Genomic DNA, 24,545 nt, shown 5'->3' with positions numbered 1-24,545 from the left:
TTAGGTTTCTAAAAGGACGATTAAGAAAGCATTTTGTAATCGGTTATCTCTCTCCTTTCCGCCATTCATTCATATATTCGCGAGGGGACTGATTATATTTCTTCCGGAAACACTTGCTATAGTAACCCGAATCTTTGAATCCGACAGCAAAAGCAATTTCGGAAACACTTAAATCCGTATTTTTAATCAGCTCGATAGATTTATTCAAACGGATCTCCTTTACCAGGTCGACGGGTGCCAGGCCGGTAAGACTCTTCAGTTTCTTGAAGAATGCCGAACGGCTCAATCCGATACCGGATGCTATGGTGTCAATATTAAAGTCACTATCATCCATATTTTCTTCAATGACCTGATGTATCTTTTCGAGGAACTGTACGTCTTTCTTTACTAAAAATTGTTCGTAGCTGTCTTCTTCGGTCGTTGTCTGGTTTTCCATTTGCTGACGGATTCGTTCACGGAACAGTTTCCGTTCGGCAAGTAACTGGTCGATACGTGCCAACAGATATTCCTTACTGAAAGGTTTGGTGATGTAGGCGTTCGCTCCTAAAGTGATAGCTTTGGTCTTGGCACCTTCATCATTCTTCGCAGTTAGAATAATGACAGGGATATGACTGATTTGGAAATCTTTGCGAATAGATTGCAACATTTCAAGTCCATCCATTTCAGGCATCATCTGATCAGTTACTACAATATCCGGATGATACAGATGTACTTTCTTCAAACCTTCTACTCCGTTATTGGCAATATGGATATTGAACTTGTCTTCCAACTGAAGCTTTATCAACTGGCAAAGGTCTTTATTATCTTCCACCAACAGAAGGGTCGGTAATGAAGCGTCGATTTCTGGTTCTTCTTCCGTACTGTCTTCGGATGTGGCATTTGCAACAGGATTTTGTTCCACAGAAACAGGAACTGTCTCCGTATCTCCCACATAAAAGTCTACTTCCGACGGGCGGTAATGTTCCTTATCCATCAGGAGTTCCACTATAAACACCGCCCCTTGTCCTTCGGGACTTTCGGCACGAATCTGTCCGTGATGCAGATTGACGATCTCTTTTGAAAGTGCCAATCCGATACCAGTGCCCTGATAATAGGAGTTTTTCGCGTTCTCTCCTTGCGAGAAGCGTTCGAAAATCTCAGTCAGTTTATTTTGTGGAATACCTACTCCATTATCTTCTACCCGTACATAACAACGTTTACCGTCGTCTGTCAATCCGGTAGTTATATAAATACTTCCTCCGGAATGAGTGAATTTGAATGCGTTGGATATGATATTGCGGATAACAATGCTCATTTTTTCCTTGTCCGCCCATACCATAATTGGTTCATCCGGCAACTGGAAAGTAAAACTGATTTCGTTTTCTTCGGAAAGTACCCGGAATTCTTTTTGGAAAGAAGCTATCATCTCATTAAAATCAATTAATGACACATGCAAACGCATCTTGCCGTTCTGAATCTTCCGGAAATCAAGTATCTGATTTACTAATTGCAACATCTGATTGGTGTTCTTTTCCATCAGTTCCACATATTGTAATCCTTTCGGGGAGAGCTTTTCGCGTTCTCTCAGTTCTTGTATCGGACCTTTTATCAATGTCAAAGGAGTCCTCAATTCATGGGAAATATTGGTAAAGAACTTAATTTTCATTTCTGATACCTTCTGTTCGATATAAATATCATTCTTCATTTTGAGCATGAAGAAGGCCAGGCGCAGACTGAAATAGAGAGCTGCCAAACCTAAAATTACATATATAAGAGTTGCCCACCAGCTTAACCACCATGGCGGAAGGATAGTGATGGCCAATGTGCAGTTGGAAACCAGCTCCGGATTGGCTTCATCTACGGTTTCTACACGGAATGTATAGTCTCCGGGAGGTACGTTGGTATAAGAGGCGATACGGTTTTTCCCATTATAGTGCCATTCTTTTTCATATCCTTCAAGTATATACCGGTAAGATACCCGGTTCTGATTGTAGAAATTTAATGCGGCAAATTCAATCGTGAACATGGATTGATTGTAGTTCAGCTGGATTGCTTTGGCATATGTAATGGATTCTTTCAGGATCGGACATTCGCGAAAACTACGCAAATCATGGTTGGAAACTTTAAAGTCAACAATACGTGTATCGTAGTTTGTATGCAATGTTTCCAGTTTGTCGGGAGAGAATGCCAGGATTCCCTGCCGGGTACCAATCCACAAGTCTCCATTCAAGGTACGAAGGGCGCTACCTTCTTCCAATTCCACGTTCAGAAAACCGTCGTATTTGTCGTAGTTACGAAATTGTTCGGTAGCTTTATTGAAACAAGACAAGCCAATTTCCGTTGTAAACCATAAGTTACCGTTTTTATCTTCTACGATGGATTTGACTACATCGTTATTCATTCCTTCGCGTATGCCATAGGATTTGAAGATCGGTTCACGTTTTTCTTTATCATAGCGGACTAATCTATTCAAACCGCCTCCGAACACACTTACCCAGATTTGCGAATCAGTATCTTTGTAGAGTACATAAATATCATTATCCGCTACATTTGAATTTTCGCTGACCTGGCGGTACGTTTCAAACTGGATCTGTTCGGGGGCAGTGAAATGTCCGTCGAAAGACATCAAGCCATCCATTGTTCCTACCCAAATACGTCCGTCTTCATCTTCCGTCATGGTACGCACCTCCATATAAAGACCGTATGCAGGATATTGTTTCAAGCCATTGTATTTATGTATAAAGGTAATTGCTCCTTTTTCTTCGGAAATTAGATTCAGACCTCCTCCCAGTAATCCTACCCAAATGCGCCCCTGGCTGTCTTGATAGGTAAAGTACACATCGTTGTTACTGATAGAATTCGGATTTTTGGGGTCATTGATATAACGGGTAAAACGCAACCCGTGCGGTGAATTCATGTCCGGTTCGGCTTTGACAAGCCCGTTTCCTTTGGTGGAAAACCAAAGATTACCGTCTTTGTCTTCCATAATATGATATACGGCTCCCAACAAGTAATTCTTATCCGAGAAGATTTGTTTCACTTGTCCATTACGATCCAGGCGATACAGGGCTTGCCAGCGGGTTCCTACCCAAATATCCCCATTTTGTGCCTGAAAGAGAGCACGTATTCCCTGATTCCAAGAAGTCGTTCTCTCGGGCACTACCGGAGATGGAGAAACGTCTGTCAACAGTTGGAATTGCTTCTTGGGGAAATTAAGCCTGTATACTCCGCTGCTCGTAGATGCCAGCCAAAGGATGCCATCTTTATCCAGCAGAAGATGGAAGAAAAGCTGATTGGGAAGATCGTCGGAGAAAGGCTTCAATTGGTTGATACGGGTCATTTCCAGTTTCTCCCTGTCGAATAGAAGAATTTCCCCTCCCGGAGTCATAAAGAACATGCCCTGTTCGCCGGCATCCTGCATTTCAAAATTGCCGATTGCGTTCTGATTGGGGAATGTAAAGCGGTGATGGCTCCTGTTCAGGGGATCATAATAGGTCAATGCCTGATTACCCTCTTGAAACCATACCTTATCATATTTATCATAGAATATAATTCCATTGTCCTTTTCGGGGATGGTAAAGGGGAGCTTGGTCAACTGCTTGTAGCCGATATTGTACTCGTATGCTCCTTCATTGGTGGTAATGTACATCAGACCGGATTCCGTTACCAACAAATTAGAAACCGGCTGTTTGATTTCCGGTATCTCGTAACGGTTGACAACTCCGTTTTGCGGATCAATACTATAAATGCGACCATTTTTATCTCCCAACCATAAAAATTTGGAGTTATAGGAGGCACAAGTAAACTGATCCGGATTGGCAGATACCTTTTTCTGTATAAAGTCAGCAGGTTTGTCTTTCAGTGCTTCCCCTTTCCGTAGGGACAGAATTTGATAATCCATACCGATCCAATTGATAAACTCTGATGTTTCGCAGAATATGTTGTGTTTCAGACGCATGTCGTACACGTTCACGTTAGGATGCGAATCATGCAATTGTTTCATCGTTATTTTACCTTCCTTATCGGTGTACGCACGCAAAAGACTTTTATCTTTTGTCAGCAACAGCACGTCGCCGTCTTCGGTCGTCTGAATCTTGATAATCTGAATGTTCTCGGAATATTCTTTCACATCATCATAGACGGCATGAAAGCTCTCATGCCGTTTGTCGAACAGATAGAGTTTACGGTCGATAGTCTTAATCCACAGAAAACCATTCTTATCTTCTACGATACGCTGAATCTTACGCGGCGGAATATCTGTGGAATAAAAACCGTCATGGTTATCGTAGGAACGGAATTTACTTCCGTCAAAACTACATAATCCATACCAGGTTCCGAACCAGATAAATCCGTCTTGTCCTTTTAATGTGCAGTTTACGATATTATTGGGCAAACCACGTTCAGCGGTGTAGTGTTCTACAATCATATTTGGATAGGCAAAAGCACACATGCCTATCATGGATAGGATTAGTATTAGAATATTCCGTTTTCTCATTGATGGCTATAATTGGAATTAAACGTATTCAAAGATAGTCTTTTTTTTTGAATAGTGCAATTACTTTTATCATACTATTTTTCAGTTCCAAATTCAGTCTGTTGGCGTTCTACTTCATCTAACACCCGTTGGCGTTCTTCCTCTGTCAGTTGTACTTTTCCTTCAGATGGTTCTTTGCCAGGGTTCGTATTGAGAGTGGACGGTGTTGTCCTTTGTGTTTCGTAAGCTTGTTCATCATAGCAGAAAGGGAGTTCTGCAGGAACGCTTTCCAGTTCAATATCAGTAGCTGTCGGAGCTTGAGTGCCCTCAAACTGTACGCGGGCTTTCACCTTTATTTTTCCGGCTTTCCGGGTAGAACGAATTAACACCGGAGCAGAGCCGAACTCCACCGCACGGGGATTGGCGCCAATAGTAGCATCTCCGATGATTTCTCCTTCACCTTCTACTGTGAAAACGATATTCTCTTTTGCCAGACGGCGCACATTTCCACTATCATCGGTTACTTCAGCAACTACGACGATAAAGTCAGAACCGTCAGCTACCAGGTTCACTTTTTGAGTATCTACATAAAGGCGTAGTTTGGTGGAACGTCGGGAAGGCATTTTCTTTTGAGTGCATACCACTTTTCCATCGATGATCCCTTCGGCAACCATGTTCACTTTTTGCCAGTTCTTTTGTGTATAGCTATATCTGCGTGCTTCCCAAAAGTCCCAGACATTCTCAAATACAACGGGGGCATTCGGCATATGCCCTTTGGCATGAACTACCGGTTTCGTCCAGGTTTTCGTTCCATCATAAATAGAAAGACGGACCGAATCACAGTTTGTGAATACAACTACGTCTTTATCGGAGAACTGCGACATTTCATGAGCAATGGATATCATTGGGCCACATTCTGCCAATGGGTGTTGGAGATTGGCAGGCGACTGGCTGCGAAATACTTCATACGCATATTTCTTCTGACGGAAAGCATCATAAATACCGCCCCAATAAGGATCCGGATGGTAGCCACGCTGATGGTCGAACGGATGCCATTGGGCGCCACCGATAAACAAACCGGTCGTGCGGTACATCTCGTCATAACTCTTTGCCAAAGACATAGCCTGTACCAGTAACGGACGTTCTCCCCAACTGCGGCTGGCACGGTTATTATTGTTGTGAGCATACCAGTCATCTACATTCTCCCCGAATTCACGGGTAAAGATACATTGCTCCGGCTTGTCTTCTTTTTCATCATCACCCGGCCAGCCATAAACAACGTCATAATGCTCTTTCACTCCGGCAGAATGGACATCGGCAGCTGCTACCGGACGTCCCGGATAGGGATATTCTTCTTTGGTAATCTCAAGAGCCTTCAAGGCAAAATCAAGCGGATAGCGGGTTTCATTCAAGATGGGTTCCCACATCAATACGGAAGGGTGATTACGGTCACGACGAATCATTTCGCGGGTATTCTGATGAACCAACTCCCCGAACTTAGGGTCTTTGTTCCAGTACTGCCATCCCGGAGTAGCGACAATCACGAACAGACCGAGCTCGTCGCAGGCATCCATAAAGGCAGGATCTTGCGGATAGTGGGCTACCCTAATAATGGTGCATCCGGCATCACGCAGACGTTTGGCATCACGCCATTGCTGTGAGTTCGGCAAAGCATTGCCTACATAAGCAAAGTCCTGATGGCGATTGGCTCCTACCAGTTGCCCGAAAGGTTTGCCATTCAGCCAGAATCCGTCTTTACCACGGAATTCTGCCAGACGAATACCGACACGGGTAATGCCTCCGTCAATGGATTTATTTCCTTTTTTAATACGTGATTGTACACTATATAAATAAGGTGTATCCGGTGACCAAAGAGTAGGATTCTTTACTTCCATCTGTTGACGGATGGATTTTTTCTCTCCCGGCTTTAAAGAAAGTTTTCCTGAACTGCGTTTGATTACTTTTCCATCCGCATCTGTCAATGTCGTTTCTACAGTGACTGACTCGGAACGGGTGTCGTCATTCTGAACTTCGGTGTTTACATATACCTGCGCACTCTTTTCACTGATCTTATCAAAATGAACGAATACACCTCCACCGCCAACGGTTTGTGAATCAATAGCATCAGTAATAGCTACCGGAGATTTGGCAATCATCCATACATCACGATAAATGCCACCATGATAAGCAAAGTCCAATGTGTATTGACGTTTTCCGGGAGGATAGGATTTGTCATCACTGTTGTCTGTGAAAACAGCGAGCAGACAGGAGTCTCCGGCTTGTACGCCATTGGCAGTCAAGTCTAAAGTAAAAGGTAGATAACCTCCCAGATGTTCCTGGATGCGTTTACCATTCAGATATAGAATCTGTTTGCCCATAGCTGCTTCAAAATGAAGCACCACCCGTTGCCCTTTTGTTTCGGCGGGGAGGACAAAGTGTTTACGATACCAAGCCGGTCCCTGATAATTACGGCATCCGCTGCCTTCGGCCGGCATCAACTCTACGGTATGAGGAGTGGAAACGACGTTCCAGGAACGGTCATCAAAGTTTACCGCTTCTGCTCCCCGGACATCACCTCGGAAAAAGCGCCATCCCGGATTGAAATTATAGACTTGTCGCCCGCTACCGGGAAGCTGGATGAATCCGGCAACCGATGTCTCGGGACGGTAAGTTTCTGTAGCCTGCCCTTTTTCTGTCAAGAAGAATAGCAACAGAAAAGCTGATAAGATGATAAATGGTCTTTTATTCATAATTCTTTATTTATATATTTCATTCGTTAAATGATAATTTATTTTCCACCACAGAGGATACAGAGGTTTAATCTTTTTTATTCACTATAGAGTAACACAGGGTCTCACATATTTATAATCGTATTTGTCGCTCTTCTTTACTTGCGGAAAGAGAGAGAAGAACTCTGTGTCCTCTGTGGTGAACTATCATTTCTCATTTTCAATCATTATGATAATATCCTTTTTTCTACTTTCCGGTAAAACTTTCAAGTCCGTCACTTTTCCGTTTTTGAGAGTGGCTTCTACTGTTGTTTCGCCCGGAGCATGAAGTTTGAAATGTACGTTCCATTCTTTCGGCCATGCTGGGAAAAGGAGTATTTGTTCTCCATTTGTTTGCAATAGCATTTCCTGAAGTCCTATCATGCCGCTACCTCCCCAGTTGTGATCGGGTGTCCAGTCATATCCCGGTCCCCAAAATGCGGGGAAACGATACGGTCCATTTGATAATTTGGCTAAAGATAATTTCTTTGCTTCTTCGGTCAGGCCTAAACAAGCAGCCCATATATTATCTTGTTTCCATCCGGTATGCGAACGGAACTTGATTGCATCCGGGTCATAAAAGTAGGTATTACGTGCTATATCCAGCTTCTCTTTGCCTACTCCGTAAATCCTCCACGGAAATACAGGGTATAGTTGTGGCGTTTCTACATTATTGATTCGCTCCCAACTTACAGCGGGGGCGATTATTTGTTTTAAAAGCGATGAATCTCCTACTTCTATGTATCGCAATGGAATCGGAGGTATTGTTTTTAGCATCTCCTCTTTCTTTCCATAGGTTTCTAATACAACTTTCAGTGCGGCGATGGTGCTGCTTGCGTTATTGGTCATCTTATATGTTTCACAGGCAGAGCCCGGGAAAAGAATCAGATGTCCGTTGCCATCCAACGCTTTCCGTCCCCGGCAGGAGGCCAGTTGCCGATAATGTTCGTCGAAGAATGTCAGCGAACTCTCGATCAGAGGTAAATAAGGGGTAATATCAGCATTTGCATAGTTCTTTGTTTCCAATATCATTTGGCAGAATTCAAGAACCGTATCCCATTCATATTCCAGCCAGGCATTATATTCCAATCCTTTGTCGAACCAGTCCGGTCGTTTGAAACCATATTCTGCGGGGTTCGGCAAACCGAAATTTTCGGTCTGCTCGCTAAAGCAAGCTCCATCATGTTGCCAATATACACGGCTCCGGAGTTCTGCATTCTTCAACATGCGGTTATAAAAATCAAACTGGGAAGGCATCATATCAAAATCTCCGCTTTTCAGCATTGGCCAGTATACTAAACGTTGATTCTGTGCAGTCATCGTGCCACCTCCCCATTTCCGGTAGTCGGGAGTAAAAGATTGTTTTTCATCGACATGGCAAGGATCAAAGGTGAATAGTCCGCCATTGAATTTAGTCGGTACGCTGCCATAAGCATTACATCCCAGCATATAGCGGAAAAGGGTGTAGTTTACAGTTATTTCTTTTGCTTCTCCTTCTGCTTCGATAAAACTACGTTGCCAAAAGGAATTCCACCACGAACGGGTCTGTTTTTTATCCTGTATGATAGTCTTCGATGAAACTTTACCTTTGGGGGCTATTCTATGCAAAGCTGTTTGTACTCCCTGCTCCCATTCTTCTATTGTTTCTGTCTGGTCTGTATGCAACACAATGCAGAAATGTTCTTTCCTGGCTGCTTTGAAAGAACGGAATTTCCAGGCACGATAGTCTGTTCCGGCATATACATCATCCGCAGTACCTGCAAATTCTAAGTTTTCACCAAAAAGAGTTCCTCCGAAAGTCAAGTTTTTCAAAGGATTCATCATTTGAGATTTAACTTCGTTCATCCCTTGTTGAGCCACAACTACATCAAAAACGGTCTGTTCGGGATTGCGATGATAGAACAGAAGTTGATTTGTGTTCACGGAAACACAGTCGGCCTCTGTCACAGAGCCTTTCGGGGGAGCCCATTTGTAGGAACACTGTTGCCCCTCTCCTTTTCTGACAGGTCGTTCCTGATAGCGCCAATTTTCATAAAAGACTTCAGTCTGCAACGGTTGTGCATTTGTTACCTCTACATGTATAACTGGATGAAAAACATCTACCCAAAATTGTATCTGTGTGTTTCCTGCCGCGATTTCTACATATCCGTCTTTCAGCTTCAACTCCTGACGAAAATCTTTAGCGTCTTTGAAAGGATTGGGTGACAGACGGAGACGTACACGCCCTTGTTTTAACTGGCAGTTGTTTTCGTCGAATGTACCGCTACGGCTCACATAGAACATAACATCACCGTCTTCTACCCATATATTCATCCCAATATCTCCACCACCACAGGGCATAGATTCAGAAGAATTACGACTGGGAGTATTCCAAATGACATTGGCATGCTGACTCCAAAGAGCCGACACGCCAACAAACAGTATGGTTATAATCAGATAAAATCTCTTCATATATTTTTCATCTTTTACCTTGTCTATTTACGATTACCAATCATCCGAACGAAAAGATCCTAAAGGTAATCCGTCGCAATATACATCTCCTTCCACATAGTTTTCAAAACAATATCGAACAGCTACCGGGTGCGACACTTTATCGCTTTTCACCAGCATCTTACTACGTTCTATCCATGCTTTAGCCGGATAAAAAACTTTATCTTCGCCGGCTACCTGAAAGTTTTTCGATTCGAAACAGTTCTTGCCGCTGATCCACATATTGGCACGTTCGAAGCTGACAACTATGGTGTCGTTCTTTATTTCAATGCTTTTATAATAAGGACTTTCGCCATTTACACCTTCCACTCCATACGTTTTAGTTAAAGCCAGAAGTGCCAGACGTTCACCTGCAACCTGTTTCTTTGCGGGATGAATACCTTTTTCCATTCCTGCATCCAGTAATACAGCCATACCGCTGTTAGCTACACGATGTTCTACTTTTGCCTGTGCCTCCCGGAGATATGCCGAATTTATCACATCCTTTCCTTTTTCGGTAATAATCCCGTAATCATACGGAGCTATCTGGCAATAATAAAAGGGAAAATCACCCTGTTTCCATTCGGCACGCCAACCGTTAATCAATCGGGTAAACATATCAGCATACGTATGGGCACGATTCCAGTTATCTTCGCCCTGATACCAAATCACTCCTTTCATGGTCATACCGATTAACGGATGTAACATACCGTTATAAAGCACGGTCGGAGTGCGGTTTTTAGATTTTATGTCGGCTTCCGTTTGAGGAATCTTCGCTTCCGGGAAGGCTTTCAGCCAGTCTGCCGTCATCCATGCTTCACAGGCGGAACCACCCCAGGCTGCTACAACCAACCCAACCGGAACATCTAATATTTCATTTACCAGTCTCCCGAAATAATAGGCTGTTGCGCTGAAATCACGGACGCTGGCCGGGGTTGCTTCTTTCCACGAACCGATAACGTCATTCTGCGGAGTGAATGTAGAAGTACGTTTCACCGTAAACAGACGGATTTGCGGATTCTTGCTGTGAAGAATGTCCATATTGGCATTTTCTACCGGTTGGTTTTTGAAGCCTTTCATCGGCATTTCCATATTACTTTGTCCGGAACAAAGCCAAAGTTCGCCTATCAGAATATTATTCAGTGTCTTTTGGGTTCCATCATCAAAGGTCACAGTATAAGGGCCTCCAGCTTCGGGAGTGGCTACTGTCAGTTTCCATGCCCCATTTTTATCTGCTGTTGCTGCATATTGTTTTCCATTCCAACTAGTGGTCACTGTTACTTTTTTATGAGGAGTCGCCGTCCCCCAAAGGTTTGCATTGGTCTGTTGCTGCATCACCATGCCATCAGAAAAAATAGCCGGTAGCTTTACTTCTGCGTGTGTTGACAGGCAGGCAGCAAGCAGAAAACCTGCCAACATTGTACCTGTTTTAATAATTGAACTTTTCATACTTTAGCTATATTATAATGAATTGGGCACGGATTACATGGATTGCGCTGTTACTTTATGTAATACGATTCTCATAAACCGTGTAATCCGCGTAATCCGTGCCTTAAAAATCTATTTTATTCTGTGGTAGAAAAACTCAAAGGTCCGAGCAATCCTGCCGGAAGCAACGTTTTCTCTGCCCTGCGATATTTTGCATTAGTCCAAATGCCATCAAACGGCGCTTTTCCTTCATCAGCTCCTGTCAGTGCATTCGCCCAAGTATTTGTAACCTCTATTTCAAGCTCATTAGTTCCTTTTTTCAGGACACCTGTAATATCTGCACGATAAGGAGCTGTCCAGATTGTGCCACAATCTACACCATTCACACGAACAGTTGCCAAATTATAAACTGTTCCCAGATTCAGATAAATCTGTTGGTCTTTATTCGGTTTATTTTTCCAGCGGAAAGTGGTTTTATAGGTCGCTGTCCCCGAATAGTAACGTATCTGTTCATCCGATTCTTGGCTCCAGTCGAAGAGTTCTTTTCGTGTAAGCGTTTTCTTGTTAGCTGCAAAGGTTATAGTATATTCTTTTGCTTCCAAAGCTATGTTTAAAGGCTCTTTGGCTGTATCTTTTTTCTCCTTTTGCAGTTTGGAAGAGTTCGCTCCATAGCCTTCATGTACTCCCTCCGCAGGATATACGATGAATACGGACTCATTAGGAGCCAATGTGAGAGTAACTTCCGTCCGGTTTCCGTTGATACGATAAGAAGGATGAATATTCATCTCACCCGTCACCGGATTCCAACATTCCGGTTTCTTACCGTTAATACGCATACTTGCAGTAAACGTGCGTGTTTCGTCCTTTTGGTTGGCTACGAAATAGAGTTCGCCAAGTTCGCCACGACGATGCGTCCAGGCAATATCTTCCGGCACGATCATGTCACGTTCCAAGCCATACACGGAAAAATCTTCTTCTGTATAAGGTAAAGAAGGTACCAAAATGCCAGCTTCTTTTAGTTCATTGATTTTCTTCTGTACTTCCGATGACAATACAGGTTCGGGATTCATTGGACGCGAAAGAGGCAGTACCAGCACTTTATAACTTGCTCCACCCGGCAACGTTATTCGTCCGTTTTCTGCTTTCGCCAAACGAAGTAATGCATCTTTATTAAAACTATCGTATGTATATCCACGAAGCGGATTCACCCATTTCTCCGGATCAGCCATGTTAGCTGAATGAGTAACACCTACCGGGCGTACACGTAAAGGCTGTCCCTCATTGGCCAGACGGATGCGTTCACTTTCCACTCGTTCTGCACCGAAGATTCCCGGCAGAGAGGGAACCAATCGTTCCGGTAATATCGAACGCCTCGGCACTTCTTCACCTGTAAAGACTGCGATGTCTGTTACCGGATGCCCATATTGCAACAACGACTGGCAACGGGTAGCATATTCGGAAAAGGCTTTTGCCCCTTTATTCCACCAGGTCTGATCCCGTTGGAAAAATAGTCCGATACCATCCAATGTCATGCCGGGCTTGCGGTCCAGCCAGGGATTATGTACATATACATGGTAGAAAAGGCGGTTGATTCCTAATGCGTAATTACGATCCAACAAGGCTTTCAACATTCCGGGGTATTCATCCCACGTGCCACGCACTTCGGTGAATCCTTCAGCCTGAATTATATTCTTTCCGTAGATATGTGCTCCGCTAATAGCGTCGAGCATATCATTCGGCTTGTCATGTGTAGGACTGTTCAACCAAAATTCACCCATCGGAAGATCTACTTTTTGATAATGTAGTAGACCATCGCTTACCATCGTCGGAGCCACACATTCTGCCGAAAACTGGCAATCATATTCTCTCGCACAGTCCGCCAATACCTGATAAAACACATCTACGACGAGTTCTGATATGGTAGTACGTACGTCTCGCAGAATCTTTTCACTTTGTTCGACACTTTCCATCGGAATACCTGCCAATAGAGGTAGATAAGGCATCAAATCGTAACCACGACGTTTCTGAAATTCAATAGCGAAACGCTTATTCCAGTTTTGGCTGCCACATTCCCAACTGTCGACATGCATATATTTCAGTACGCGACGGGCTACTTCGGGATTGGTCTTTGCAAATGCCTGCGCAAACCAGTTATCGAATTGCTTCCGTACCGTTTTCGGGTTAAACTTATCACATTCCAATCCTTTTCCGCCTCCCGCTGTCGCATTGGTATGTCCGGTAGCCGTATGTCCCATGCGGAGTAATTTCCATTTTCCTTTGGGGAGAGTGGCGGTCAATGTTTTTCCATTCGAATGACCGGTATATTGCTCTGTCAGATTGATGACTTGTGAAAGTGAATAGCAATCCTGTTTCCCAACTTCCTCTTCTTTAGTCGCTTGAGCGACACGCCATACCAGTCCGGCTTTTCCTTCCCATTGGTTCAGACGGGCTTCCCGGTGCAGGCGTAATTCTTTTATTTTCAGATTGGGCTTCCATTTGGCAGCATCCATATCTTCACTTCCCGGTTCGCTTCCTTCAGGAGTCCAGTAGAAACGGAAGAAACGGGCAGTAGTCGGAGGAATGCTATGAGTTGAATTCTCATCCGTATTCTGCCATCCCTGACGGGCAGGGACCAATTGCTTAACCAAACGATAATTCACTCCGTCGTCACTGACCATTACTTTCAAGCGGTGTGCCTGATAATTATTACCATTTAAAACGATTTCGATGTTCCGGCAAGTGAAAGGTTCTCCGTATTCATATTGGATATAGCAGGGATATGAAGAACGGATCACTCCTGCCGCATCCATATTCACTGTTTGAGCAGCTTTTACGTTTCCTGTCGTGGCTAGATTGACACAGGTAATTTTTGCCTGCATTTCGTCCGCTGCGTCTTCTACCGGCAAAGCGAATAATGCAATATCTTCATAATAATTTTCATAGGCTTCCGGTTGTGGCAAGCGAATAGCCATCAACTTTCCTCCGTTTACAATCGTATCACTCCAAACCACTTTTTGCATGGATTCTTCGGGAGCAATCCAGGGACCTCCCGCCAATGCAAAACCATCACAAATGTGCATCCCCAATTTCAGCCCCAAACGATCTGCTTCTTCCATGCTGAAACGCACCATCTCCCACCATTCGGGAGTTAGCTGCTGCGCTTTGCCATCGTATTGGGCACCTTCATGAACACCTTTAATCGGCATCAGATAAGTACCTCCTAATCCGGCATGTTTCATTGCCTCCAAGTCGGCTGTAATCCCTTCTTTAGACACGGCACCATACATCCAATACCAAAAGGTCCAGGGTTTTGCTTCGTCAGAAGGGTTTAAGAATTGATCGCGAAGTGAGCGTGTTTGCTGTGCATCGGCAGGGTATACGGCTGTCCATGCCAATAAAGAAAGTGCAAATATTTGTTGTTTCAGTCGATTTTTCATTCCAATTTATATTTTACAATAAAGAAGACGAAAAAAGGTCTGTTTTGTACTCACTATTAATATAATTTCGTGACTCATTGAAAACAATCCAAACACTTCCCTATTGCACACCAAGTATTTGACGAAGATGCAATATAGAAAGAATCAAAGCGTTGATAGATAGTTTTTGAAATACCGTAAATTAACTCAACATAGTAGCATTTTTTAATATATAATATTTTTATTGTTATATTTAAAACGTAAAATAACTAAGATGCAATTTATTAGAAGATTTTATTTATAATAATATAATAATTTATTTATTACTAATTATTGATATATATTTATATAAATAATTGAAAAACAAGCTTTTAAAATAAATGCACTGTTTCTGTTTTTAAATCAAATATAAGATATTATCTTTGCACGGAAGTCAGATGTGTGGCTTCTTTTTTTAGTATTTATATATAATATTAATTTTAAAATGAGTCTTAGGTATAAGAAGAAAAAAATTGTATTGTGTTTCGACAAAGAGAACAAAGTCGAAAAGTATGTAGCCGCTAACGTACTTGCGGGAAGTCTTAATTATAAGAAGTTGTGTGATGAAGTCAATCAGCGAACCGGTATTCACCGTTCTATGGTAGATGTGGTGCTAAAAGGATTGCAAGACACTATGGTCTCTTTTTTAGAAGAGGGCTTTTCGGTTAAATTGGATGAATTTGGTTCATTTCGTCCAGCAATCAATGCAGAGAGTCAGGATAAGGAGGATGATGTGAATGTACATACCATCATTCGTAGAAAAATCGTATTTACTCCGGGAAGTAAGTTTAAGGCAATGCTTGGTGGAGCAAGTATTGAATTGTTCGGAGATGGAACTACAATTACCGAAAGTGGTAATAATGGTGGGGCATCGGGAGGAGATTCAGGAGGGGAAGCTCCGGACCCTGCTGCTTAATTTTTACTTTAGTCTTTTTGAATAAGGAAAGCTTGATAAGCTTTCCTTATTTTTTTGACATTTTGGACGATAATGAGCAAAATTGTCGTTGCCTGATGGCAAATTCACCGTTGGGCAATGATGAATTCACGGTTGCCCAACGGTGAATTCAACATTTATATTGATGATTAGATAATACTTTTCGACAAATCCAACCGGAGATATGCTTTACATTCCCTTTTACTTCTTCCCTACCTTTTTTTACTGTTTTTCTTGGAAAAAGAAAAAATATAGTTTAGAAATAATTCTAATTACATTTTTTTGCATATATTTGTTGCGTTTCTCACGCCGATACCTCAATTCGTGAGGTTAAGGGTGGTGTGGGAAATGGATTATATTAAAGAAAGACGTTTACTTGACGTTTTGTCTTTGGCTCTTTAAAACTTCGCAACTTTTAAATGGTCAGTCAAAGAACAAAGCAACAGTAGGTGTCTACGGGATGTGTCTATACTTTGGATATGCTTTGAGAAAAGTATATGTGATTTATTATACATATCGGCGTGGGCTTCTGCGTTGCTCGTTCAACTGACTGGGCAATGCGAAGGCCTTAAAGAGCGGGACGAGTAACAGGTACAGATTCCCGCGCTTTTTTTATTATAGTCTATTGTCTTTTTTATTATTGAACCGTCTGGTTCGGGATCTGCGGGCATTTATCAGACAATACTATTATGGGAAAAATGTTTTTAGCATTTTTTATTTTATTCATGACTATAGTCTTGAATAGTGTTAATGCGCAGGAAAAAGATCTTAGTTATACGTATGATAAATATGGTGTTATCAACCAATATACCAATAATATGGTTTTAGAAGTTGATAATATTCTAAGGATTGCCAAACATGAACATAAAAATTATTTTGTTATAGGTATCAATGATTTATCTCCTTTCAGTGAAGATCCTGCTGGATTTAGTTTATTTATATCTTTAAAAGGTTATGATGAATATAATCAACAGTATGTTTATATTGGTGATGCTATTGAAGTTGTAAGTAAGAAAGAAGCCTTGATCTATAAAGGAAAATGCTTAGTTAAATCTAAGAATAAGTTGGATATATACCTTAATAATCAAGGTTATAATTATGAAGAAACTTATAATAATGACTTATCTTTTAGTGTGGCTTTTAATAATATGAGAACAGACAAAGAGGGATATATACCACAAGTACCAAACAAAATTATAAGAATATTTCCTATAAGGAATAAAACTGAACAAGAAAAAAAGGAAAAGACTTTAAAAGAAAAGCAAAAACCAGAATATGAAAAAAGAGAAATTGAAGAAATTAAATCAATCTTAGATGAAGTAGATATTGAGAAAAGAATCTCTAATATAAAAAATGATATGATAAAATATCACAAACAAAAAACAAAGGATATAATAATAAATACGTCAATAGAACAATTAATTAGAGAGAATAAAGAGAAGAAGAAAAATGCTTTTTTAAATTATAATTTTGAATTACACATAGATAGCAATAAGAATGTAAACATATTTAAAGATAAATGCCGTTATGAATTTTCCTGCTATGGTTACGATATAAATAAACCATTCGGTGATTATAAAGAGAGAAATATGAATCCTATTAAACTTTCACTTAAAGATAAGTGTAGAAATAAGTATTATCTAAATAATTTTAATTGTTGCAAGATTGGCAATGATATATTTATAGAAGATTGTGGGTTTTCCCATAAATTCATATTTGAAACAGATATAATTGGAGTAAAGGTAAAAAATGATAATTTAAATTATTATGTACATGAGAACCTACCAAAATTAGACGCAATACATAATTGGTGTTCTAAGAATATTACACAAAATGGATTCTATTTTATTCATTATATTCTTATAGACGAAGAACTAATAATCTGTAGAATTTTAGATTTAGACAAAAATCAAAAGAAAGATTTGAAGCAATATTTAAAAAGAGGATTATTGAATAAATTGTACAATTAACGCTCCTTTTTAATTAATGAAGAAACGTTCATGACTTTTTAAAGTGGACTCACATCTTTGTATTGCTTATAATTATATTTGAACCCTATTATGCATAATTTTATGTATGTTATGAAGAAACTATTATTGATACTTTTCGTTTTTATTGCATCGATTGAAACAATCTATTCACAAGAATTTTTGGGAAAAAACAAGGCAGAAGTAAAGGCAAAATTTTTAGAAAGAATAGGTAATGGAGAGTTTACAAAAAGCTTCGGTTATGATGCATATCTGTATATTTCCTATTTGAAGGACATAGATATTGTCATATTTAATAATAAAGGTATTTGCTTTTTAGAGTGTCATATTACTAAAGATAAGAAATTTGCAGATGTTATATTGTATAATTTTTGTAATAGTGATAAGTGTAAAGTATATCAGATTAATCCTAATGTAAATAAAGAACATGAATTTGTAGAAGGCAAAATAACCATGGAATTAGTTGTTGAATCTAATAATCCAGCAATGATAAATGCTAGATATGATTTTTATATTTTCAATTCAGAATACAAACAAGATGTAATAAATTATTTCGAAAAAAGGTTTAGTAAGGAATATGCGATAATAAAAGAAAAGGAAATTCAAGAAGAACGTCAAAAACAAGCAGAACTTAAACGACAGAAAGAAGTTGAAAATATATTGTCAACATTAAATAGAGATGCTATTGTGGAAGAAAAAGTTCATGATTATTATACAAATAAGCTTTTAAAAAATTCGGAATATTGGGATGTATTAGAAAAACCGAAAAAAGAAAAAATTGATACTATTGTAAATGTGTTGATTCATGTAGATTCTTTAAATACAAATGTAGTTAGTATAGCTGGTGATGATATTAATAAGGGATTGAGTAGTCTTTATTGGAAATCCTCCCAGCATCATTATTGTACAATAAATGGGATAAATTATAGTAAATATCAAAATTCTGTATTTTATAGCAAGAAAATAAGTGTTAAAACTAAATTATTAGAAAAAGGTATATATGGAGTGGAAAAGAGAAAAGGAAAATTTAAGTATTATGAAGCCGTTCCAAATGAAATACAGGAGTGGTGTCAAAGTAATATTATCAAAAATGGTTTTCAAGCAATTGAATACACCAATTATGATGGAAAATATACCATCAAGCCTGTTACTGTAACTAAGGACGTAAAAAAGATGCTTCAAGGAAAGGATCCTCAAAAAGCTAAAAAGACATGGAAGATTCTTGGTATTATCGGTAGCAACATTGTATTAATAGGCGGACTAATAGCTTTAGATGCTATTTAAATCAGGTCTAAACTCAAGTAATTTTTATTTATAAAGAAAATAATACTATGTATATGGGATTTATTATGTTATTGTTTGTGCTTTATCTCTTATTTTGTATTATACCTGCACAAATGGCAGAAACAAGAGGTAGAAGTGTAATAGGTTGGTTCTTTCTATCAATTCTTATAACTCCATTTTACACTTCTTTTGTCATTTTTTTCCTAGGGGAAACTGATGAAAAACGTAAAGAAAGAATTTTTCAAGAAGAAGAATGGAGAATTCTCTGTCGGAAATTATACTCAAATAAAAACAATCATGAAAACTAAATCTTTATTATTAATTTTATTGGTAGGGTTTGTGTCGTGCAAAGATTTTAAACCTTCTAAAGAAAACGCTATTTTGATAGAACCAAAAGAACAGGTTCTTGAAGGAACTTATGTTTCTAATGACGGACTTTATAAGTCTTTTACCTTCAAAGGAAGTTCGACGGTTGTAATCAAAGATAATATCTTTGGATTTGACTTTGCTTCAAGTTATGAAAGAGATGGAAATCTGATTCGTATCAGAACAGATCAATCTGATTTATTGTTAGAAATAGTCACACCTGATTCTTTAGTCGGTGAAGGATTTGCAAAAGGTAGTTTCAAGAAAGTCTATAATTAGAAAAAGAAGAGACTTTTCTACTTCATAGGAATTGTACTTCCTACTGTCGCGGTGATTGGATGGCATATTTTTAAAGATAAAAGCGGGAATGTATGTTATTAGACATAAAATAATATAATTCGCCTAATGCATATCCTTATATCATAAAATAAATAGTATTTTTGTGATAAAATCTCGAATAAAACAATTAAAATATGATTATTCAATTTACAATAGGAAATTTTCTATCTTTCAAAGAACAATCTACATTGTCATTAGTAGCATCAGCTTTGAAAGAAATACAGGTTCCGGCCGAAGATATAATCTTTAATGTAGGGACTGCCGGATTATCATTAATGAAGAGCGCGGTAGTCTATGGTGCTAATGCATCAGGCAAATCCAATTTTATAAAGGCATTGGAGTTCTTTAAGTGGTATGTGATAAATTCATCAAAGGATATTCAAGCAGGCGAACGTGTTAATATAGAAAGTTTCCGGTTAAACTCACTTACTGCGAACGAACCAAGTTATTTTGAAGCAATATTCTGTGATGAAGATAACCAATATCGTTATGGATTTGAAGCTGATAATTCATTGGTACATTCGGAATGGCTTTATCAAAAAGCCAATAAAAAGAGAGCTAAGGAAATTGAATTATTCTATCGGGAAAAAGATAATTTTGATATTCATACTAAGTTTGTCGTTGGTAAAGAACTTGCAGGTAAACGAATGGTAAGGGCAAATGCATTATTGCTTTCTGTTGCGGCACAATTCAATGATCCGACAGCAGTAGAGATAATGAAATGGTTGAATGATACCACTATTATTTCAGGTTCTAACGATGAAAAAATATGGAATACAGCAACTATCCAACTGGATGATATCAAAATGAAACAGAGAATTGTAGAGTTTTCCCGTTATGCTGATTTAGGTATTGAAAATATTGAAAAAATTGATAATGCTATTGTGAGTACACATACGCAATATGACGAGGAAGGTCATGAAGTCAAAACTATTACTTTCCCATTCAGGAAAAATGAATCGGAAGGTACAATAAAGTATTTTTCTCTGGCATACCCTATCATTGATGCTTTGGATAATGGAAAGCGTCTTATAATAGATGAATTTGACTCTAAAATGCATCCTCTTCTTACATGTAGAATTATTGCCTTGTTTAATTCAAAAGAAACAAATCCCCAAAATGCTCAATTAATTTTCACTACTCACGATACAAATTTGTTGAGTGCTAATATATTCCGGCGGGATCAGGTTTGGTTTACACAAAAAGACCGCTATGGTGCAACCGAACTTTATTCATTGGCAGAGTATAAAGTACGTAATGATGCTTCGTTTGAAAAAGATTATTTATCAGGAAAGTATGGAGCAATTCCAATTGTTGGAGATTTAACCCGCTTGTTTAATACCCAAGAAAATTAAACCATGACGGCTACAAAAAGGAAAAATATAAATCCGCGTATCGAAAGAAAGATAACCCGTATCAGTAGTGTACGTGAGGTGAAACAAACATTTCTGATTATTTGCGAAGGAGTTAATACCGAACCTGATTATTTCAATGCTTTTCGTTTGACTTCTGCCAATGTGAAGGCACTTGGTCAAGGTATGGGAACATTGGCATTAGTACACAAGGCTATCCATATAAAAGAGCAGGAAAAGCTAAAGGGACGAACATATAATCAGAATTGGGTGGTCTTTGATAAAGATGATTTTCCTGAAAATGATTTTAACTCTGCAATCTTATTGGCGCAACAAAATGGTTTTGAAGTGGCTTATAGTAACCAAGCTTTTGAATTTTGGTTTTTACTGCATTTTAATCTATACCAAGGGGCGTTGCATCGTTCCAGATATGAAAAAATGACACTGTCCACAATTTTGTGTAAATGGAAACCGGGATTCAGTTGTAAGTTTCCTCTTATATCTGTATTCTGTTTTCAAAAATAAGCATAAATTGGTTCATAATCAATCCCCAGTTATGAATTGGCTGCGTCCATTTCTTCTCAATCTCCATCAGTGACAGATATACAGTTTTCTTCACGGCATCATCCGAAGGGAATGAAAGCTTTGATTTCGTGTACTTTCTGATTTTTCCGTTGAGATTTTCAATAAGATTTGTGGTATAGATTATTTTTCTGATTTCCAATGGAAACTGGAAGAAAACCGTCAGATCATCCCAGTTGTTTCTCCATGAAAGTATGGCATAAGGATACTTTCCTCCCCACTTCTTTTCCAGATTATCAAGCTCTGCTGCAGCCACCTCTTTGTTGGGTGCATTATAGATATTCTTCATATCTGCCGTAAACTCTTTTTTGTCCTTATACACGACATATTTACACGAGTTTCTGATCTGATGTACCACACAGATCTGAGTGGATGATTGAGGGAATACGGTTCGAATGGTGTCCGTAAATCCATTCAAATTGTCGGTACAGGTAATCAGTATATTCTGCACTCCACGTGCTTTTAAATCAGTCAGGACGCCCATCCAGAAAGAAGAACTTTCCGATTTGCCGACCCACATGCCGAGGACTTCTTTCAGGCCGTTCTGTTTCAGCCCGACACAAAGATAAACGGTCTTGTTTATGATCTTGCCGTTATCACGTACCTTGAAGACGATACCGTCCATCCAGGCTATCAGATAAACCGGATCCAAAGGACGGTTCTGCCATTCCTGAGCAGCCTGATTTACCTTATTTGTAATGATGGAAATGGCTGATGTTGAGAGTTCTATTTCATAAATCTCACGCATCTCTTCTTCTATATCAGAAACGCTCATTCCTTTGGCATATAGGGAGATAACAAGCTTTTCTATTGAAAGTCCACGGCTCTCATGTTTTGGAACTGCTATCGGTTCAAACTGGCCGTTACGGTCACGCGGAATAGAGATGACAGACTCTCCATGTTCGGTTTGGATTTTCTTCGGATAACTGCCATTTCGGGAATTGCCGGTGTTATTTCCTGCCACAGAATTCTTCTCATAGCCCAAATGGACATCCATTTCACCCTCAAGCATTTTCTCCAGTACTTGGGCATGCAACTGTTTAAGAAACTTGCTCACATCGGCTTCTGTTTTGAACTGGCTAAGGAACTCCTTGCTTAATACCTCATCAGGCACTACTTGATTCTTTTCTTTCATAATCTTCTTCATTTTGCAAATGTATAAAATAAAAAATACGAGACTCAAACTTGAATCCCGTATTTCCATTTACACAAAATATTTTATAGTGCCGAAAAAATGTTGAGCGCTTTGCTCGGATTTGCTTATACAAAGAAATCGGGTGTAAGTTCTAAAATGTTTAATACTTTGTTTTCTAAACAAGAGCAAGCCATTAATCACGCTAAAACTATCATGAGACAATTTAATGGGAATAATCCGGCACAACAAGAATCTTCTACTACTGTTCATTTGTTGGTAAAAGAGTTGAATAAGTTCCTATAATATAAATCGGAAACATTTGATATTTTTTGTGTGGGTTGCTTAACCTTTTCTTGTTTGCCTTATTTCTCGCACAACATTATTTGCTGTCTTTTACAGCCTCTTCAATTCGAGATACAAATTGTGGATTGCTGGGGCGTGCCGTAGTTCCAAAATCTACAATTTGCCCTTTTCTATTAATCAACAAATAATAGGGCATTCTATCTATTTTCCATTGTTTGCGAATTTTCTGTAAGTTATCTTTTCCAAAATAATCAGATGCATAAATACATTCAATTCCCCGGTTTTTCAATGAATACTCATTCAGACATTCTTCCCATTCTTCCTTGGGTTCACTTACACATATGGAATATATGACCAGGTCTTTGGTGGAATACTTACTCCGCAATTGTTTTAAAGGTTCCATTTCTGCTAGGCATGGTGGACACCACCTAGCCCAAAAATCGAAATAGATTACTTTTCCGTGATTCTTCTCAAGTATATTATAGATGGGTTCCATGTAAGGCATAGATGTTTTTAGCTTTGAGTTTTCGTGAAACTCACCATATAATAAATTATTGGAAACTGGTTGCGGATTTTCCAAGTAAGATTTAGTCTGATTATATATCTGCATCACTTGTGCACGCAAATGCGGCATTTTTACAATCGAATCAAACTGCGTGTGCCTCGTTGTTAAAGCAAGTGTATCATTTGCATTCAAAGAGCCAACTGCCATTTTGGTATATATATACTGGTTCAGTTCATTCTCTCCTACTGCCGACATAATCTCTTCTACAGATGGATTTTTTTTATCTTTGTATGTTATCCCATAAGCTATATAACGTTCTACCTCATCGGCAATATCATATAAACGTGCCGAAAGAATCCCTTTATTATAAAGTTTATTGATTGCAGGCAGAAGTTTATGATACCGATCCATTTCTTTTCTTGTTTTAAACTGGCATTGGTTACCATAGGATAACAAAGCGTAATAATAATCCTGTTTCAGTAACTCTTCAGTAAATAACGTAACATCTTTCATTGGCTTATACTTCGTCAGATACTCGTTTCTCCGTTCCAAACGAAAGTCATATTCCTTCTTTAATTCAGCCTCAAAATCCTTAATATTCAAATTCGGGTTTATACTATAATTCTTTATGTAATAGTAAGCGCTTTCTGTGAATGTCAGTATTTCTTGATTCAGTTTTTCTGCATCGCCTGTCACTTTGGGATGAAAAAGATCTTTGAAGTCTATTTCCACATGTATGCTATCTCCCGGGTGGATATACAAATGTTCCGCATAATTGCGAATGGAAACTTCTCTTAATTTCGCATAAACCGGAAAGCGGAATGAAAATGAGCCATCTTCTTGTATGGGGGTACGATATTGATTTTCCATTTTCCCAAAAAATGGAATGATGAGAGTTAATTCCTTTTCTTGAGGATAAAAATCCCGGTTCAACACTTTTCCTGTGATAACAGCTTCTTTAATATATTCTTTTGCTAACGAATAACTTTCTTCTGTCTGTACAGATGATTCGAATTGAGATTTTGCCCGGTCTTTTTGCCCGCATCCGGCTAATAACAAAGAGGTTATTATCAGAAAGAAATAACAGTGTTTCATCGTGCCTGAATATTAGAAAGTTCGAAAATCTAAATAAGAGTTCTTGCTCCTAAATATATGAAATTAATTTTAGGGGCAAAAACTCCTGA

Annotated in this window: 12 protein-coding genes and 1 pseudogene; 6 read left to right on the top strand and 7 right to left on the bottom strand. The window is 39.2% G+C overall.

The window, feature by feature from the left end:
• Positions 1-43: 43 nt before the first annotated feature.
• From GD631_RS15220 to GD631_RS15200, 5 genes are all read right to left on the bottom strand, one after another.
• Positions 44-4,474, bottom strand: coding sequence for a hybrid sensor histidine kinase/response regulator transcription factor (locus tag GD631_RS15220; protein ID WP_143260286.1), 4,431 nt, complete (start codon positions 4,472-4,474; stop codon positions 44-46).
• A gap of 74 nt (positions 4,475-4,548) precedes the next feature.
• Positions 4,549-7,203, bottom strand: a complete 2,655-nt coding sequence (locus GD631_RS15215; protein WP_143260285.1) for a glycoside hydrolase family 2 protein — start codon at positions 7,201-7,203, stop codon at positions 4,549-4,551.
• Between the two features lie 186 nt (positions 7,204-7,389).
• Positions 7,390-9,672, bottom strand: coding sequence for a DUF5703 domain-containing protein (locus tag GD631_RS15210; RefSeq protein ID WP_143260284.1), 2,283 nt, complete (start codon positions 9,670-9,672; stop codon positions 7,390-7,392).
• A gap of 33 nt (positions 9,673-9,705) precedes the next feature.
• On the bottom strand, positions 9,706-11,139 hold the full coding sequence (locus GD631_RS15205) for a sialate O-acetylesterase (RefSeq protein WP_074559017.1): 1,434 nt from the start codon (positions 11,137-11,139) through the stop codon (positions 9,706-9,708).
• 116 nt (positions 11,140-11,255) lie between these two features.
• Positions 11,256-14,555, bottom strand: coding sequence for a glycosyl hydrolase (locus GD631_RS15200; protein ID WP_143260283.1), 3,300 nt, complete (start codon positions 14,553-14,555; stop codon positions 11,256-11,258).
• 463 nt (positions 14,556-15,018) lie between these two features.
• Here GD631_RS15200 and GD631_RS15195 point away from each other — a divergent pair, with 463 nt between their 5' ends.
• The 6 genes and pseudogenes from GD631_RS15195 to GD631_RS15170 all read left to right on the top strand — a co-directional run.
• On the top strand, positions 15,019-15,489 hold the full coding sequence (locus GD631_RS15195) for an HU family DNA-binding protein (protein WP_143260282.1): 471 nt from the start codon (positions 15,019-15,021) through the stop codon (positions 15,487-15,489).
• A 707-nt stretch (positions 15,490-16,196) separates the two neighbouring features.
• Complete coding sequence (locus tag GD631_RS15190) at positions 16,197-17,477, top strand: hypothetical protein (protein ID WP_223225934.1); 1,281 nt, start codon at positions 16,197-16,199, stop codon at positions 17,475-17,477.
• Positions 17,478-17,588: 111 nt separating this feature from the next.
• The gene (locus tag GD631_RS15185) at positions 17,589-18,779 is read left to right on the top strand and encodes a hypothetical protein (protein ID WP_143260281.1); all 1,191 of its coding nucleotides are present in this window, start codon (positions 17,589-17,591) and stop codon (positions 18,777-18,779) included.
• A 216-nt stretch (positions 18,780-18,995) separates the two neighbouring features.
• Positions 18,996-19,424, top strand: coding sequence for a hypothetical protein (locus GD631_RS15180; protein WP_143260280.1), 429 nt, complete (start codon positions 18,996-18,998; stop codon positions 19,422-19,424).
• 194 nt (positions 19,425-19,618) lie between these two features.
• Entirely contained in the window at positions 19,619-20,839 is a 1,221-nt protein-coding gene (locus tag GD631_RS15175) for an AAA family ATPase (RefSeq protein ID WP_143260279.1), read from the top strand.
• 3 nt (positions 20,840-20,842) lie between these two features.
• Positions 20,843-21,295 (top strand): annotated as a pseudogene (locus tag GD631_RS15170) (RloB family protein); the annotation flags it as partial.
• Positions 21,296-21,332: 37 nt separating this feature from the next.
• Here GD631_RS15170 and GD631_RS15165 read toward each other — a convergent pair.
• Both GD631_RS15165 and GD631_RS15155 read right to left on the bottom strand, forming a co-directional pair.
• Positions 21,333-22,553: an IS256 family transposase gene (locus GD631_RS15165; RefSeq protein ID WP_425321964.1), complete on the bottom strand. Its 1,221-nt coding sequence runs from the start codon at positions 22,551-22,553 to the stop codon at positions 21,333-21,335.
• A gap of 379 nt (positions 22,554-22,932) precedes the next feature.
• Complete coding sequence (locus GD631_RS15155; protein WP_143260165.1) at positions 22,933-24,456, bottom strand: TlpA family protein disulfide reductase; 1,524 nt, start codon at positions 24,454-24,456, stop codon at positions 22,933-22,935.
• Positions 24,457-24,545: the final 89 nt, after the last annotated feature.

Origin of the sequence: Bacteroides luhongzhouii (assembly GCF_009193295.2) — a bacterium.
GTDB classification, from domain to species: Bacteria; Bacteroidota; Bacteroidia; order Bacteroidales; family Bacteroidaceae; genus Bacteroides; species Bacteroides luhongzhouii.
This window is presented reverse-complemented; position numbering and strand designations above follow the sequence as displayed.

Coding starts and splice junctions, on each gene's coding strand:
- GD631_RS15220 (WP_143260286.1), bottom strand. CDS start 4,474: ATGAGAAAACGGAATATTCTAATACTAATCCTATCCATGATAGGCATG.
- GD631_RS15215 (WP_143260285.1), bottom strand. CDS start 7,203: ATGAATAAAAGACCATTTATCATCTTATCAGCTTTTCTGTTGCTATTC.
- GD631_RS15210 (WP_143260284.1), bottom strand. CDS start 9,672: ATGAAGAGATTTTATCTGATTATAACCATACTGTTTGTTGGCGTGTCG.
- GD631_RS15205 (WP_074559017.1), bottom strand. CDS start 11,139: ATGAAAAGTTCAATTATTAAAACAGGTACAATGTTGGCAGGTTTTCTG.
- GD631_RS15200 (WP_143260283.1), bottom strand. CDS start 14,555: ATGAAAAATCGACTGAAACAACAAATATTTGCACTTTCTTTATTGGCA.
- GD631_RS15195 (WP_143260282.1), top strand. CDS start 15,019: ATGAGTCTTAGGTATAAGAAGAAAAAAATTGTATTGTGTTTCGACAAA.
- GD631_RS15190 (WP_223225934.1), top strand. CDS start 16,197: ATGGGAAAAATGTTTTTAGCATTTTTTATTTTATTCATGACTATAGTC.
- GD631_RS15185 (WP_143260281.1), top strand. CDS start 17,589: ATGAAGAAACTATTATTGATACTTTTCGTTTTTATTGCATCGATTGAA.
- GD631_RS15180 (WP_143260280.1), top strand. CDS start 18,996: ATGAAAAACGTAAAGAAAGAATTTTTCAAGAAGAAGAATGGAGAATTC.
- GD631_RS15175 (WP_143260279.1), top strand. CDS start 19,619: ATGATTATTCAATTTACAATAGGAAATTTTCTATCTTTCAAAGAACAA.
- GD631_RS15165 (WP_425321964.1), bottom strand. CDS start 22,553: ATGAAAGAAAAGAATCAAGTAGTGCCTGATGAGGTATTAAGCAAGGAG.
- GD631_RS15155 (WP_143260165.1), bottom strand. CDS start 24,456: ATGAAACACTGTTATTTCTTTCTGATAATAACCTCTTTGTTATTAGCC.